Origin of the sequence: Nitratireductor arenosus, from assembly GCF_009742725.1 — a bacterium.
GTDB classification, from domain to species: Bacteria; Pseudomonadota; Alphaproteobacteria; order Rhizobiales; family Rhizobiaceae; genus Mangrovimarina; species Mangrovimarina arenosa.
Genome location: NZ_WPHG01000004.1, coordinates 298,859 through 314,007 on the forward strand (window position 1 = coordinate 298,859; position 15,149 = coordinate 314,007).

The 15,149-nt window shown below is 68.4% G+C and carries 9 protein-coding genes; 2 read left to right on the plus strand and 7 right to left on the minus strand.

Going from position 1 to position 15,149, the window contains the following annotated elements:
* Positions 1–15 precede the first annotated feature (15 nt).
* Together GN330_RS17905 and pbpC are read left to right on the plus strand one after the other, a co-directional pair.
* A complete protein-coding gene (locus GN330_RS17905) occupies positions 16–5,487 on the plus strand; it encodes an alpha-2-macroglobulin family protein (protein ID WP_156714084.1) in 5,472 nt (1,823 codons plus the stop codon).
* Between the two features lie 90 nt (positions 5,488–5,577).
* A complete protein-coding gene (gene pbpC, locus GN330_RS17910; RefSeq protein WP_156714085.1) occupies positions 5,578–7,680 on the plus strand; it encodes a penicillin-binding protein 1C in 2,103 nt (700 codons plus the stop codon).
* A gap of 13 nt (positions 7,681–7,693) precedes the next feature.
* On the opposite strand, the gene GN330_RS17915 is transcribed toward pbpC, so the two are convergent.
* The 7 genes from GN330_RS17915 to GN330_RS17945 form a co-directional block, all read right to left on the minus strand.
* Positions 7,694–8,614: a helix-turn-helix transcriptional regulator gene (locus GN330_RS17915; RefSeq protein ID WP_156714086.1), complete on the minus strand. Its 921-nt coding sequence runs from the start codon at positions 8,612–8,614 to the stop codon at positions 7,694–7,696.
* Positions 8,615–8,687: 73 nt separating this feature from the next.
* A complete protein-coding gene (locus tag GN330_RS17920) occupies positions 8,688–9,146 on the minus strand; it encodes an acyl-CoA thioesterase (protein ID WP_156714087.1) in 459 nt (152 codons plus the stop codon).
* A gap of 15 nt (positions 9,147–9,161) precedes the next feature.
* Positions 9,162–10,358 (minus strand): benzoyl-CoA 2,3-epoxidase subunit BoxA, encoded by a 1,197-nt coding sequence (gene boxA, locus GN330_RS17925; protein WP_156714088.1) that lies wholly within the window; start codon positions 10,356–10,358, stop codon positions 9,162–9,164.
* A 77-nt stretch (positions 10,359–10,435) separates the two neighbouring features.
* Positions 10,436–11,887, minus strand: a complete 1,452-nt coding sequence (gene boxB / locus GN330_RS17930; RefSeq protein WP_156714089.1) for a benzoyl-CoA 2,3-epoxidase subunit BoxB — start codon at positions 11,885–11,887, stop codon at positions 10,436–10,438.
* A gap of 98 nt (positions 11,888–11,985) precedes the next feature.
* Positions 11,986–13,647, minus strand: a complete 1,662-nt coding sequence (boxC, locus tag GN330_RS17935; protein ID WP_343040846.1) for a 2,3-epoxybenzoyl-CoA dihydrolase — start codon at positions 13,645–13,647, stop codon at positions 11,986–11,988.
* A gap of 126 nt (positions 13,648–13,773) precedes the next feature.
* A complete protein-coding gene (locus GN330_RS17940; protein WP_156714090.1) occupies positions 13,774–14,301 on the minus strand; it encodes a DUF309 domain-containing protein in 528 nt (175 codons plus the stop codon).
* A gap of 32 nt (positions 14,302–14,333) precedes the next feature.
* Complete coding sequence (locus tag GN330_RS17945) at positions 14,334–15,149, minus strand: alpha/beta fold hydrolase (protein ID WP_156714091.1); 816 nt, start codon at positions 15,147–15,149, stop codon at positions 14,334–14,336.

Sequence of the window (15,149 nt, forward strand, 5' to 3'; positions counted from 1 at the left end):
CTGCCGGAGGAATCCATGTCGCCACGCACGTGCAAAGGCCTTTTTCTTACCCTTTTCACGACGCTCGCCCTGCTTGTCGCGCCGGCCTTCGGCCAGGAAACGCGCCAGATCGTCACCACCGCCGATTCGGACTATTACGGCTTCGACCTGCGCACCGAGCGCGACGTCTCGCTCGACCAGTGCAAGGCCGCCTGCCTGGCCGATCCGGCCTGCCGCGCCTTCACCTTCAACACCAGCGCGAAATGGTGTTTTCTCAAATCCGACTACAATCAGCTGAACCCGTTTCCCGGCGCGGTTGCCGGCAAGGTGGAGACGGCCCTCGGCGAGCCCGACATCGGCGCGCCGAAAGCGCTCTCCTTCGTGCCCGCCCACGTGACCGGCGACGCCGAGCGCCTGCGCGCCGACGTGCTTGGCAAGGCCAATGCCGGCGGCGCCGGCCTCGCCTTCCTGGTCCAGGCGGCCGAAAACGCCATGGCCTCCAACGACCCGCGCGCCGCCCTGCTCAACTACCAGAACGCGCTGGCGATCCTGCCCGACGACACCGCGATCTGGACAGGGCTTGCCGCCGCCGCCAACGCGATCGTGCCGCGCTCGGGCGAAAGCGCCTATTATTTCCAGCGCCTGGGCACGGGAGCCGCCATCAATGCCTATCTCCTGTCGCGCACCGCAAACCAGCGCGCCGACGCGCTCAACCAACTGGCGCCGGCGCTCGAAAAACGCAGCATGTTCCGCCCGGCGATCACCGCCTACGAGGAAAGCCTGGCGCTGGTGGCCTCGCCCCGGATCCAGGCGCTTTACGCCGACCTGAAGCGCCGCAAGGGTTTTCGCGTCGTCGAACACACCATCGATTCCGACAGCGCCACGCCGCGCGTCTGCGTCCAGTTCTCCGAGGATCTGGTCAAGAGCGGCATCGACTACGCGCAATTCGTGCGTGTCGACAACGCGCCGACCACGGCCGTCGACAAGGGCGCGCGCGAATTGTGCGTCGCCGGGCTCGAGCATGGCGGCCGCTACCGCATCGTCATCCGCCAGGGTCTGCCGGCGGCGATCGGCGAGGTGATCGCCGAGCCCGTCGCGCTCGACATCTATGTGCGCGACCGCTCGCCCTCGATCCGCTTCACCGGCGACAATTTCGTGCTGCCGGACAGCGCGCGCCGCGGCATCCCGCTGGTCTCGGTGAACACCGACAGGGCCGAAATCGCGCTCTACCGCATCGGCGCGCGTTCGCTCGCCCGGCTGATGGGCGAATCCCGGTTCCTGCGCCAGCTCGACGCCTATGAGCTGGGCAGCATCGCCGACGATCTCGGCGCGCCGGTCTTCGAAGGCACGATCGACATCGCCGCCGACCGCAACAAGGAGGTGATCACCTCCTTCCCGGTCGACGACGCCGTCCCGGAGCGCGAGCCGGGCGTCTATGTGATGACCGCCGTGCCCGAAAACGACCGCCGCGACAGTTGGGACTCGCGCGCCACGCAATGGTTCCTGGTCTCCGATATCGGGCTTGCCACCTTCGCCGGCGAGGACGGGCTCAACGTCTTTGCCCGCTCGCTCGACAGCGCCGCGCCGCTTGCGGGCGTCACGCTGCAGCTCGTTGCACGCAACAACGAGGTGCTCGGCACCGCGCGCACCGACCACGACGGCCGCGCCCGCTTCGACGCCGGCCTGGCACGCGGCGAAAACGGGCTCGCCCCGGCCGTCATAACCGCCGAGGCGGACGAGGATTTCGTCTTTCTCGACATGACCCGGGCCGGTTTCGACCTGTCCGACCGCGGCGTCACCGGCCGGCCCTCGCCCGGCGCGCTCGACGTCTATTCCTGGACCGAGCGCGGCATCTACCGCGCCGGCGAGACCGTGCACGCCGCCGCCCTGGCGCGCGATCCCGCCGCCGACGCCATCGACGACCTGCCGTTGACCTTCATTTTTCAGCGTCCGGACGGGGTTGAGGACCGCCGCATCGTTTCCAACGGCGCCGAGCTCGGCGGCCATGCCGTCGAGCTGGAGTTGACCGACAACGCCATGCGCGGCACCTGGAGCCTGCGCATCCACGCCGATCCCAAAGAGCCGCCGCTGTCGGAGAAATTCTTCCTGGTGGAGGATTTCGTGCCCGACCGCATCGAGTTCGATCTCGCCGCCGACCGCGAGGAAATCGCCCTTGGCGAGGCCGCCTCCGTCGAGGTCGACGGGCGCTATCTCTACGGCGCGCCGGCCGAGGGCCTGGCGCTCGAAGGCCAATTGGCAATCACGCGCAGTCGCGAATGGGCGCGCTTCCCGGGGTACCGGTTCGGCCTCGAGGACGAGGAGGACGTCGAGGACGTGCGCGTCGCGCTCGACGGCCTGCCGCGCACCGGCTCGGACGGCAAGGCCGCCTTCCCGGTCGAACTCACGCAAGTGCCCTCCACCACCCAGTTGCTTTCGGCCGAGATCTCGGTGCGCATGGTCGAGGCCGGCGGTCGCGCCGTCGAGCGCACGCTCGAGCTCGGCGTGAAACCCGAGGGTCCCTCGCTCGGCCTCAAGCCCGAATTCGAGGGTGGCCAGGTGCCGGAAGGCAGCATCGCCAGTTTCCGCGCCATCGCGATCGGCCCGGACGGCGCGCGGCTCGACGCCGCCGGCCTGTCCTGGTCGCTGGTCAAGATCAACCGCCAGTATCAATGGTATCGCAGCGGCAATTCCTGGCGCTACGAGCCGATCGTTTCGACCAGTCTGGTCGAGGAAGGCAGCATCGACGCCACGGCGGCGGGCGAGGCCCAGATCAGCGTTCCGGTCGACTGGGGCCGTTACCGGCTGGAGATCGAGACGGACGACCCCGCGGGGCCGGTAACCAGCGTGGAATTTTCCGCCGGCTGGTTCGTCGCCGCGCGCTCGACCGAGACGCCGGACGGGTTGGAAATCGCGCTCGACAAGGAAAGCTACCGGGTGGGCGACACCGCGCGGCTGAAGATTGCGTCGCGTTTCGCCGGCCAGGCGCTGATCACCGTCGGCTCCGAGAGCCTGATTTCGACCGTCACCGCCGCGGTTTCCGCCGACGGCGCGACCATCGAGATCCCGGTGACCGAGGACTTCGGCGCCGGCACCTATGTCACGGCCACCCTGTTCAGGCCCGGCGAGGCCGCCGAGACGCGCCTGCCGATGCGCGCCATCGGCGTGAAATGGCTGCCCGTCGACCCCGGCCCGCGCAAGCTCGCCGTCGCCCTGGAACTGCCTGAAAAGACCGAGCCGCGCCAGCCGCTCACCATCCCGCTCGCCGTCACCGGCCTGCAGCCGGGCGAGGAGGCCTATGTCACGGTCGCCGCCGTCGACGTCGGCATCCTGAACCTCACCCGTTACGAGGCGCCGGACCCGGCCGGCTGGTATTTCGGCCAGCGCATGCTCGGCATCGAGATGCGCGACCTCTATGGCCGGCTGATCGACGGCTCGCCCGGCGCGACCGGCCGGCTGCGCACCGGCGGCGACGGCGGCGGCATGAGCCCGCAGGGCAGCCCGCCGACCGAAAAACTGGTCGCCTTCTTCTCCGGCATCGTCAAAGTCGACGAGGACGGCCGCGCCACGGTCGCCTTCGACATTCCGCAATTCAACGGCACCGCCCGCGTGATGGCGGTCGCCTGGTCGAAATCGGGCACCGGCAGCGCCGAACGGGACATCGTCATCCGCGATCCGGTCGTGCTGACGGCGAGCCTGCCGCGTTTCCTGGCGCCCGGCGACCAGACCCGGCTGTTGCTGGAGATCGCCAACACCGACGGGCCGGCCGGCGCCTACACGCTCGGCCTCGCCACCGGCGCCGCCCTGGTCGCCGACACCGGCGCCCTGCCCGCGACCCTCGACCTGCCCGCCGGCGGCAAGACGACGCTCTCGGTGCCGGTCGCGGCCGAAACCGCCGGCGACGGCGCGATCACGCTCACGCTCTCCCACGCCTCCGGCCTGGCGATCGAACGCAGGCTCGCGCTGCCGGTCCGGCGCGGCGTCATGCCGGTCACGACCCGGCGCACCGTGGCGCTGGCCGGCAAGGGCGGCAGCCTGAGGATCGACGGCGAACTGCTCGCCGCGTCGATCGCGCAAGGCGCCTCGGTCACCGTCAACGTCAGCCGCGGCGCCGCCTTCGACGTGCCGGCGCTGTTGATGTCGCTCGACCGGTATCCCTATGGCTGCGCCGAGCAGACGACGAGCCGGGCGCTGCCGCTGCTTTATGTCGGCGAATTGTCGAAATCGGCCGGGCTGGAGGACGATCCGGCCCTGCGGGGACGCGTGGCCGACGCGATCGAACGGGTCCTGTCCCACCAGGCCTCGTCCGGCTCGTTCGGACTGTGGGGCCCGGGCTCCGGCGATCTGTGGCTCGACGCCTATGTCACCGATTTCCTGACCCGCGCGCGCGAGCAGGATTATCATGTGCCGGCCGCGGCCATGGACCAGGCGCTGCTTAATCTGCAGAACTCGCTCGCCTACGATGTCGATCTCGCCACCAATGGCAGCGAGGTCGCCTACGCGCTCTACGTGCTGGCGCGCAACCGCAAGGCGTCGGCCGGCGATCTGCGTTATTATTCCGACACGCAGCTCGGCGCCTTCTCCAGCCCGCTGGCACGAGCCCAGCTCGCCGCCAGCCTGTCGCTTTACGGCGACGCCCAGCGTGCCGGCCAGGCCTTCTCCTCCGCGCTGACCCTGGCGCGCGGCGTGGAACCCGGCCTGCAGGCCCGCGCCGACTATGGCTCGGCGCTGCGCGACGGCGCGGCCATGCTGGCGCTGGCGGCCGAAAGCCGGCCCGAGCCGGCGCTGGTGCCGCAAATGGTTTCCTACGTCTCCGATATCCGCAAACAGACGCGGTATCTCAGCACGCAGGACCAGGCCTGGATGCTGCTCGCCGCGCGCGCCGTCGCCGGCGCCAGCGACGACATCCGCCTCGACATCGGCGGCAGCCCGCACGAGGGCGCCTTCTCGCGCCGTCTTAGCGGCGAGGCGCTGGCATCCGATCCGTTCGTGATCACAAACAGCGGCGACGAGCCGGTCGAGGCGGTGGTGACCACGCTCGCCGCCCCCGAACAGCCTCTGCCGGCTGGCGGAGACGGGTTTTCGATCGAGCGCAGCTACTACACGCTCGACGGCAAGCCCGCCACGATCGCCGCCGCCCGCCAGAACGAGCGCTACGTGGTGGTGATCAAGGTGCGCGAACACAACGACTGGCCCTCGCGCATCCTGGTCAACGATCTCTTGCCCGCCGGGTTCGAGATCGACAATCCGCGCCTGGTCGGCAGCGCCGAGCTCAAGAATTTCGAATGGCTCGGCCAGACCGACGCGGTGCATACCGAGTTCCGCGACGACCGGTTCATCGCCGCCTTCACCCGCGGCCAGGGCGGCGATCGCGACTACACGCTCGCCTATGTGGTGCGCGCCGTCACGCCGGGCGTCTTCGTCCACCCCGCCGCCAGCGTGGAGGACATGTACCGCCCGCAGCTTTCGGCGCGCACGGCCTCCGGCTTCATGGAGGTGGTGGGCGAGTAAGAGACGGAGGCCGACGATGAGCACGCGCCCGATGGGCCGTTTCCGGCGTGCGGGACCGCCCGCGCGCGGCGCGCGCCGGGCGGAACGGTCATGCGCCTGAACCGGCCGGCCCTTGTCCGTCTCGCTCGCCGGAGCGCGCTCGCCGTCGCCGTTCTGGCGGTCGTGGCCGGTGCCGGTCTGTGGCTGCTCGACCGGCTCGACCGCGCGTTTCCGCCGCCGCTCGACAGCGCCGCCGCGATCTCCACCGAAGTCGTCGACCGCAACGGCGTGCTTTTGCGCGCCTACGCGCTCGAGGACGGACGCTGGCGGCTCGGCGCCGATCTCGACAGAATAGACCGCGCCTTTGTCGCCATGCTGGTCGCTTACGAGGACCAGCGGTTCTGGAGCCATCGCGGCGTCGATCCGCTGGCGCTTCTGCGCGCCGCCGGCCAGTTCCTCGCCAATGGCCGCATCGTGTCGGGCGGCTCGACGCTGACCATGCAGCTCGCCCGGCTGATCGAGCCGCGCTCCGAACGCAGCCTCGGCGCCAAGCTGCGCCAGATGGCGCGCGCCCTGCAGATCGAACGACGACTGTCGAAACGCGAGATCCTGACCCGCTATCTGACGCTCGCGCCCTATGGCGGCAATCTGGAGGGCGTGCGCGCGGCGAGCCTGGCCTGGTTCGGCAAGGAGCCGGCCCGGCTGTCGCTGCCGCAGGCGGCATTGCTGGTCGCCCTGCCGCAATCGCCGGAGGCGCGCCGGCCGGACCGGCATCCGGACGCGGCCCGCGCCGCCCGCGACCGCGTGCTGGCGCGCATGGCAGGCGCCGGCGTCATCATCGACAGCGAGGTCGCGCGCGCGGCCGCCGAACCGGTCTCGCCGGTCCGCCGCCCGCTACCGGGCTTCGCCGCCCATGTCGCCGACGCCGCGCTGCGCGAAGAGCCCGCCGCCCAACGCCACCAGCTCACCATCGACCGCGGCGTGCAGGAACGGCTGGAACGGGTCGCGAAAAAGGCGGCGGCGCGCATCGGCCCGAAAGTCTCGGTGGCGATCGTGCTCGCCCGGGCCGACACCGGGGCCATTCTCGCCAAGGCGGGCTCGGCCGATTATTTCGACGCTGCCCGCGCCGGCTGGATCGACATGGCGCGTGTCGCCCGCTCGCCCGGCTCGACGCTGAAACCCTTCATTTACGGGCTCGCCTTCGAGGACGGGCTGGTCATGCAGGAGACGACGATTGAGGACCGGCCGGCCAATTTCGCCGGCTACCGGCCGAAAAATTTCGACATGGAGTATCAGGGCGACGTCAGCGTGCGCCAGGCGCTGCAATTGTCGCTGAACGTGCCGGCGGTGCGGCTGCTCGACACGGTCGGCCCGGTCCGGCTGGTCGCGCGCATGAAGCGCGGCGGCGTGATGCCGACGCTGTCCGAGGGCGAAAGGCCGGGGCTGGCCATCGGCCTCGGCGGCGTCGGACTGTCGCTGGAAGAGCTGGTCCAGCTCTATACCGGCCTGTCGCAACGCGGCCGGGTCGCGCGGCTGCACAGCCGCGCCGGCGCCGACCGGCCAGAGCCGCCCGACGCGCCGATCCTGTCGCCGCAGGCCGTCTGGCAGATCACCGACATCCTGTCCGGCGTCGCCCCGCCCCAGGGCGCGCCGCGGCTCGGCATCGCCTACAAGACCGGCACCTCCTACGGCTATCGCGACGCCTGGTCGGTCGGTTATGACGACCGCAACGTCATCGGGGTGTGGGTGGGGCGTCCCGACGGCGGCGCGGTGCCCGGCCTCACCGGCTATCTCGCCGCCGCGCCGATCCTGTTCGAGGCCTTTGCCAAATCCGGGCTCGGCATTACCCCGCTGCCGCGTCCGCCGGCCGGCGCCATCCGCCTTGCCCGCGCCGACCTGCCCTTCGCGCAGCGCCGCTTCGCCGCCTCGGCGCGCGAGAGCGCCGACGCGCCGGTCGAACCCGCACCCGAGATCGTCTATCCGCCGCAGGGCGCGCGCGTCGATCTCGGCCTGCGCGCCGGTGGCGCGATGCCGCTGGCGCTGAAAATCAATGGCGGACGCGCGCCGTTCCGCTGGCTCGCCAACGGCCGGCCGGTGCGGCTGTCGGCCCGGCGGCGCACCGCCGCCTGGACGCCGGACGGCGCCGGCGCCTCGACCTTGACCGTCATCGACGCGGCCGGCCGCGCGGCCAGCGTGAACGTGTTTCTGGAATAGGCGAGAGCCGTCCCTACCCCGCCGACCGGCCGAGGCCTTTGAGCTTGTCCATCACCTCGGCCAAGCAGTCCTGCGGCGTGCGGCCCGACGTCTCGATATGCAGGCTGGCGCGCGCGTAGAGCGCCTCGCGGCTGGTCAGGATCGATTTCAGTTCCTCCATCGCCGCCGGATTGCCGGCCATCGGCCGTGTGTCGCCCTGGGCGCGCACCCTGGCCATGTGCTCCTCCGGCGCCGCCTTCAGCCACACCGTATGGAAATTGCGCAACAGGATGTCGAAGGTTTCCGGCTCGGCGACGATGCCGCCGGCCGCCGCCAGCGCAATGTCCTCGCAGGTGGCGATGACGCGCTCGAGCGCCTGGCGTTCCAGCCGCCGATAGCCTTCCTGGCCGTAAAGCGCCATCACCTCCGTCACCGGCATGCCGCTCGCCGCCTCGATCTCCTCGTTCAGCTCCATGAACGGCAGGCCGAGCGTGTCGGCAGACAGGCGCGCCAGCGTCGATTTGCCGGCGCCCCGCAGGCCGATGAAGGCGATGCGCCGGGCGCGCCTGAGCGCCGGGTTCTGCGGATCGAGGATGGCGATCACCCGCCGGCGCTCCTCGGCCGTGGCGCGCTGGAAAAGCCGGGTCACGGTGCCCGTCTCCGACGCCCACGGATCGTCGGCGGCGACCAGCCACTCGATCTTCAGGTCGAGCGCCTCGGCGATGCGCCGCAGAAGCAGGATGGAAATATTGCCTTCGCCGCCCTCGAGTTGGGCCAGATAACGCTGCGAAACCCCGGATTTTTCCGAAAGCACCCGCCGCGACAGGCCCTTGCGGGCACGCGCCGTGCGCACGCGCTCGCCGACCAGCGCCAAAAGGGCCCGGTTGGCCGCGTCCTCGCCGGCGGCCGTTTCCGGCGGCCTTGCCCGTCCATCGAAGCCGACGATCTCGTCCATGCGCTCACGATCCGTTTCAATTTATGCATTATAATGCACAAATTGCCGAGTTTCGCAAGAACTGCCGTCGCCGTCAGCCGGACACGGCAAGCGGCCCGATCAGGGCGCGGATATCCGGCGGCGCGGCCATCTTGCGGAACGATTTCGCCTCGACGAACACGCACACGAACGTGCCTTCGAAACACAGAACCCCGTCCTGGCTTCCGGCGACGGAAAACCGCACCGAGCTTTCGCCGAGTTTTTTTAACGTCACCGCGCAGGCAAGCGGGTGCCGCGGCGTGACCGGCGCGCGGAAATCGAGGCTCATATGCACGAACGGCGTGCCGACATTGCGGTCGAGATTGAGCCGGTACCAGTCCTGGCCGACATGGGCCTCCCACCAGGCGTCGATCGCCTCGAGCGCGAAATAGGGAATGCGGCCGGTATAGGCGATCAGCGCCGGATCGCAATCGGCCCAGCGCACGTGCACACTATGCACGAAACCGCTAGCTGCCTCGACCCGTGGCGCCTTGTCGTCGGTCCTGGCATCCATCGTCCAGTTGCTCCGCTAATAGGTCTCGACATGGTAGCGGCCGGTGTCGCGCATGGCGTCGCGCACCGCCTTCCAGTCGAGCCCTGCGCCGCGCGCGATGTCGGCAAAGGCCTCCTCCACGCCGGCTTCCATCGCCTTGAGCCCGCACACATAGACATGGGTGGTGTCGGATGCCAGCATGGTCGCGATCTTGTCCTTTTCGATCCGCATCCGGTCCTGGACATATTCGCGCGGCGTTCCCTCGACCCGGCTGAACACCAGATGCTTGTCGAGCAGCGCGTCCGGCACCTTTTTCAGCGGCCCGAAATAGGGCAGCGAATCGGGCCGGCGCGCGCCGAACACCAGCATCATGCCGCCGGTCTCGCCCGACGAGGCGCGCTGGCGGCGCATCGTGAAGCCGCGAAACGGCGCCGAGCCGGTGCCGGTGCAGATCATCAAAATGGTGGCGCGCGCGTCGTTCGGCATCAGGAAGGTCGAGCCGAACGGGCCGGTGAGCCGGACCTGGTCGCCGCGCTTGAGATCGCAGACATAATTGGAGGCCAGCCCGTGCGGCTCGCGCTTGACGGTCAGGGACAGATTGTTGGTGTTCGGGCGCTCGCCGTCGCGCGGCGAGGACACCGAATAAAGCCGCATGCGGTGCGGCCGGCCGCTCTCGTCAGCGCCCGGCGGCGCAATGCCGACACTCTGGCCCTCCAGCACGGGAAACGAGGTCGTGCCCAGGTCGAGGATGATGTGGCGCACGTCGGAATCGGCGTTGTCGCCGGTCAGCCGGTAATTGCCTTGCACGGTGGCGATCGCCGGGCTGGCGGCGGTGAACAGGTTGACGGTCGGCTTGGCCGCGGATGCAGGCGCCTTTGCCGCGCCGCCGGCGCCCTTGTGCGCCTCGGCCAGGAGTGCGGCGACCTCGTCGTCCAGCGCCTCGATCGCGCCGCCGCCCGCCCCATCCCCGGCCTCGAATTCCTCCTGTTCGGGCAACTCCATCCAGGAAAGCTGCTCTTCCAGCGAATAGGGCGTCTTGACGATCCGCCAATTGTCGATCGAGCCGGTCGGGCACGGCGCGATGCAGGCCATACAGAAATCGCAGATCGAGGCGTCGACCACGACATTGTTGTCGTCGTGGGTGATCGCGTCGATCGGGCACGCCTCCTCGCAGGTGTGGCAGCGGATACAGATTTCCGGATCGATCAGATGCTGTTTGGCGAGCGCGGTCATGAATGTCTTCGCTCCGGGGTTCGTTCGCGATACCCCTCATCCGCTTGTGTCACAGGCCGCGGATGAGGGGCGGATCCTCACGCCATGTGCAGTTGCACATACTCGAAATCGCCGGGCTTGTTGTCGATCCCGACACGCGGCGGCGCGATCCAGCCGGCAAACTTGCCCGGCTCCCACACCGGCACCATCAGCGAAGCGATATAGTCGCCATCGGCCTTGGACGGCAGCCATTCGTCGCGCTTGTTTTCCCAAGCCTCGGCGGACACGGTCTCGCCCTCGGGCGTGATGTGAGCCGGGCCGAACACGCCGATCTGGCGATGGAAGCCGGGATGCGGCAGCTTCATCTCGAAGGGCACGCCGATCTTGGCGATCATCGCGTTCCAGCGGTTCACGCCGCCCTGGGAGTCGCGGATATAATCGTCGCGCAGCCGCATGTTGATCGCCGACAGCGCCGGCAGATCGGCCGTCACCACCTTACCGTCGACGAGCTGGACGACCGGATAGGTCGCGTCCTTGAGCCGGTGGTCGTCGTCGATCTTGGTTTCCTGATAGCGGCCCTTGATGCCGGCGGCGAAGGCGTTGGCGGCGTTGGTTGACACTTCCGAGCCGAACAGGTCGAGCGACAGCGTGTAGTGCAGGTTGAGCTTCTTCTGGATCGTCGGCAGATCGATGACGCCGAGCGCGCGCACCGCCTGGATGTCATAGGGATCCTCGATGCCGGCCTCCTTCATCGCCTCGCAGGTGCGCTGGATGACCCGGCCCACGCCGGTCTCGCCGACGAACATGTGGTGCGCTTCCTCCGTCAGCATGAAGCGGCAGGTGCGCGACAGCGGGTCGAAGCCGGACTGGGCCAGGCTTTCGAGCTGCATCTTGCCGTCGCGATCGGTGAAATAGGTGAACATGAAGAAGGACAGCCAGTCGGGCGTGGCCTCGTTGAAGGCGCCCAGCATGCGCGGCGCCTCCTCCGATCCCGACGAGCGGCGCAGCAATTCGTCGGCCTCCTCGCGGCCGTCGGCGCCGAAATATTTCTGCAAGAGATAGACCATCGCCCACAGATGCCGCCCCTCCTCGACATTGACCTGGAACAGATTGCGCATGTCGTAGAGCGACGGCGCGGTCTTGCCGAGATGGCGCTGCTGTTCGACCGAGGCCGGCTCGGTGTCGCCCTGGATGACGATCAGCCGGCGCAGCATGGCGCGGTGTTCGCCCGGCACTTCCTGCCAGGCCGGTTCGCCATACTGTTCGCCGCACGGGATGCGGCGATCCTCGACCTGCGGCGCGAGCAGGATGCCCCAACGATAATCCGGCATCTTGACGTAGTCGAACTTGGCCCAGCCCTTCGGATCGACCGAGATCGCGGTGCGCAGATAGACCAGCGATTCCTGGAATTTCTGCGGGATCAGGTCGTTCCACCAATTGATGTAGCCCGGGTGCCACTTCTCCAGCGCCTTGAGAACGCGCCGGTCGGAGGAAAGCCCGACATTGTTGGGGATCATCGTGTCGTAGGAAACATTGAGCAATTCGGACATTGGTCACTCCCGCAAGACTTTAAGCCGTGATTGGTCACTGGACGAAGGAAGCATGCCCGGCCCGCAGGGCCGCGCCCACGCGCCTCGTGGCGCTTTCCTCACACCCGCTTCATGTCGAATTCGCCGCGCAGACCGGTACCGTAGCGCTGCAGCGCGCCGGTCTCGCCGACCGCGTTGGGACGCTGGAATATCCAGTTCTGCCAGGCCGTCAGCCGGCCGAAAATGCGCGTTTCCATGGTTTCGGGCCCGGCGAAGCGCAGATTGGCCTCCATGCCGGTGAGCGCATCCGGCGAAAAGCTCGCCCGCTCCTCCAGGAAGATACGCACCTCGTCCTCCCAGTCGATATCGTCGAAGGCGAAGGTGACCAGGCCGAGCTCGCTCGCAGCGTCCGCCTCCAGCGCCTCACCGATCCGTTCCTCGGCGGCCCCGACACTTGCCGGTTCGCCGAGAAAGCGCGTCTCAAGGCGGGTGAGGTCGTTCGACATCGGGTACGGCCCGAAATTGCCCTTGGTCAGGGTCAGGGTCGCGACCGGCCGGTTGTCGCCCTCGAACTCGCCGTCAGCCATGTAGGAGCGGTCGGCGGCGAAGGCGAGTTCGGCCAGGGGTCCGGCGAAACAGGAGCCCGGCTCGATCAATGCCGCCAGCGAGCGCGAGGTCATGTCGACCCGTTTCAAAACCCGCTTCCAGTAAAGCAGGATCTCGTTGGCGAGCCAGTCGTCGCGATTGTCGAGCAGAAACGCTTCATGCACGGCGACCAGAGCCGGGTCGCCCTGGGTGCGAAACACGATGACGCCGATCTCGAGTTCGTTGTTGCGCAGATGCAAAATGGCGTCGTCGAGTTCGCGCGCCGCCCGCAGCATCCAGCTTTCGGCCCCCTCGGCGTGCAGCGCCTCGACCGAGGCCGGCGCCGGGGCGTCGGGACCGTGCACGGTCAGCCGCGCGATGCGCTTTTCGCGGTCGATCTCGACCTCGACGCTCGAATAGGTCACCGATCCGTCCTCGGAAATATCGCGCTTGAGCGGCGTCAGCGCGATCCCTTTGGCGTCGGCGGGCCGCTTCGACTTGGCCGCGTATTCGCGGGCGCGGGCCGCGACCGTCTCGGCGAATTTGGTGTTGGGCACAACGTCGTCGACGAGACGCCAGTCCTTGGCCCGGCGTCCTTTCACCCCCTCCTCGATCGAGCAGAACACGTCGGCGTGGTCGCGGCGCACTTTGCGCTTGTCGGTGACGCGGGTGAGCCCGCCCGTGCCCGGCAGCACGGCCAGCAGCGGCACTTCCGGCAGCGCGACCGAGGACGAGCTGTCGTCGGCCAGGATGATGTGGTCGCAGGCAAGCGCCAGTTCGTAGCCGCCGCCCGCGCACGCGCCCTTGACGGCGCAGATGTAATATTGCCCGGACTCCGCCCCCGCCGCCTCGAACGTGTTGCGGGTCTCGTTGGTGAATTTGCAGAAATTGACCTTGTGGGCGTGGGCCGCCCCGCCCAGCATGCGGATATTGGCGCCGGCGCAGAACACCCGGTCCTTGCCCGACTGCAGGACAACGACTTTGATTTCGGGATGCTCGAAGCGCATCCGCTGGACCACGTCTGCCAGTTCGATGTCGACGCCGAGATCGTAGGAATTGAGCTTGAGCTCGTAGCCCTCGAACAGGCCGCCATTCTCGTCGACATCCATGAACAGATGCGCGACCTCGCCGTCATAATCGATCCGCCAGTGGCGATACTGCGACGGGTCGGTCTGGAAATCGATTATCTTGGCCACGCTCTGCCTCCACCTTCTTGCTGCACTCTAGTGCAATATGATGCAAATTCCAAGCCCAATCTGGAAAGTTACTGCGATATTTCACAGGAATCTTGGTCTTTTTGGGGTGATTTTATGCATTATAATTCATAATTTCCATTCCAGCACGGGACGCCGTGCCACGAGACGCTCCAAGGCGCCGGAGCCGGCTTCCGCGTCGATCGCCACGGCATAGGCGACCGACGCTTCGGCGAGCTGCGCCACGTCGACCCCCATCACGCGCGCCGTGCGGCCATGCCCCGCGTTCCATAGGCAGTCGGCCGCGTGATGGGCGAGGCGGGCGGCCGCGCGCGGCCGCCCCATGCCGAGTTTCAGGCAGCAATTGGCCAATTGGATCATGCCCTGAACGAGCATCCGCTCGGCGCTGTTGGGCCTGAGCCCCATCCACACCGGCTCCCAGACCTCGTGCGCCTCCCAGAAGAAGCCGTTGCCGTAGAGCGCGAAACCGTAGAGCCAGGCCTGGTTGTCGGCCCAGCCGGCCGGATCGGTCGTCTCCGGCGCGGCATCGGCGACGTCGATGAAGACGCCGCTTTCGGGCCGGCGCGTCACGCCGGGCACGAAGGCGGTGTCCGGCAGCGGCAAGGCCCCGGCCTGACTGAAAATGCGATCGGACATGCTGTTGTCCGGCACCGTTCGCGCCTCGCCGATTAGGCCGCCTCCGCCTCGGCGGCCTCGATCGCGTCGAGCCGCCCGACAAATTCGGCCATCGCCGCGAGCGTGCGGTCCGGCTGGTCGATATGCGGCGAATGCCGGCAGTCTTCCAACATCGCAACGTCGACCGGATTGTAGCTCTGCGTCTCGAGCGCTTCGATCTGGGCGCGCGTGCCGTACTGGTCGTCGACGCCCTGGATCGCCAGCACCGGCACGCGGATATAGGCGATCACCTCCTCGATGTTCCAGGCTTCGAATGTCGGATCGAGCCAGGCGTCGTTCCAGCCCCGGAAGGCGTTGTCGACATCGCGATGATAGCGCCCGAGCCGCGCGCGCAGGTCGCCCTCGTCATAGGCCTGGCGCGCGTCGCGGATCGCGTCGAGCCCCATCGGCTCGGTGAAGAAATGCGGCGCCATCAGCACCAGCCCGCGCACCCGGTGATCCTGGACCGAGCCGGCATAGATCGCGGCGATCGAGGCGCCGTCGGAATGGCCGGCAAGCACGCCTTTCTTGAAGCCGATCGCCTTGAGCACGTCGGGCAGCACGTCGACCGCCTCGCGGGTCATGTAGTCGAGCGGGCGCGGCAGCAGGGCCGCGTCCGAACGGCCATATCCCTGCCGGGAATAGGCGAACACGCCATAACCGGTCGCCTCGGCGAGTTTTTGCGGGAAATCGCGCCACAGCTCGACGCAACCCAGCCCCTCGTGCAGCAGCACGATCGTCGGCGCGCGCTCCGGCGTCGGGCCGTAGCCCCTGCCCTCGAGCGACACGCCCCGGGTCCGGATCACCATGCCTTCGCCGCTGGTCCACAT

Bases quoted from the DNA above. Each gene is read 5' to 3' on its own strand.
- boxB (WP_156714089.1), bottom strand. From the start codon at position 11,887: ATGTCCGAATTGCTCAATGTTTCCTACGACACGATGATCCCCAACAAT.
- GN330_RS17920 (WP_156714087.1), bottom strand. From the start codon at position 9,146: ATGGATGCCAGGACCGACGACAAGGCGCCACGGGTCGAGGCAGCTAGC.
- GN330_RS17940 (WP_156714090.1), bottom strand. From the start codon at position 14,301: ATGTCCGATCGCATTTTCAGTCAGGCCGGGGCCTTGCCGCTGCCGGAC.
- pbpC (WP_156714085.1), top strand. From the start codon at position 5,578: ATGCGCCTGAACCGGCCGGCCCTTGTCCGTCTCGCTCGCCGGAGCGCG.
- boxA (WP_156714088.1), bottom strand. From the start codon at position 10,358: ATGACCGCGCTCGCCAAACAGCATCTGATCGATCCGGAAATCTGTATC.
- GN330_RS17915 (WP_156714086.1), bottom strand. From the start codon at position 8,614: ATGGACGAGATCGTCGGCTTCGATGGACGGGCAAGGCCGCCGGAAACG.
- GN330_RS17945 (WP_156714091.1), bottom strand. From the start codon at position 15,149: ATGTGGACCAGCGGCGAAGGCATGGTGATCCGGACCCGGGGCGTGTCG.
- GN330_RS17905 (WP_156714084.1), top strand. From the start codon at position 16: ATGTCGCCACGCACGTGCAAAGGCCTTTTTCTTACCCTTTTCACGACG.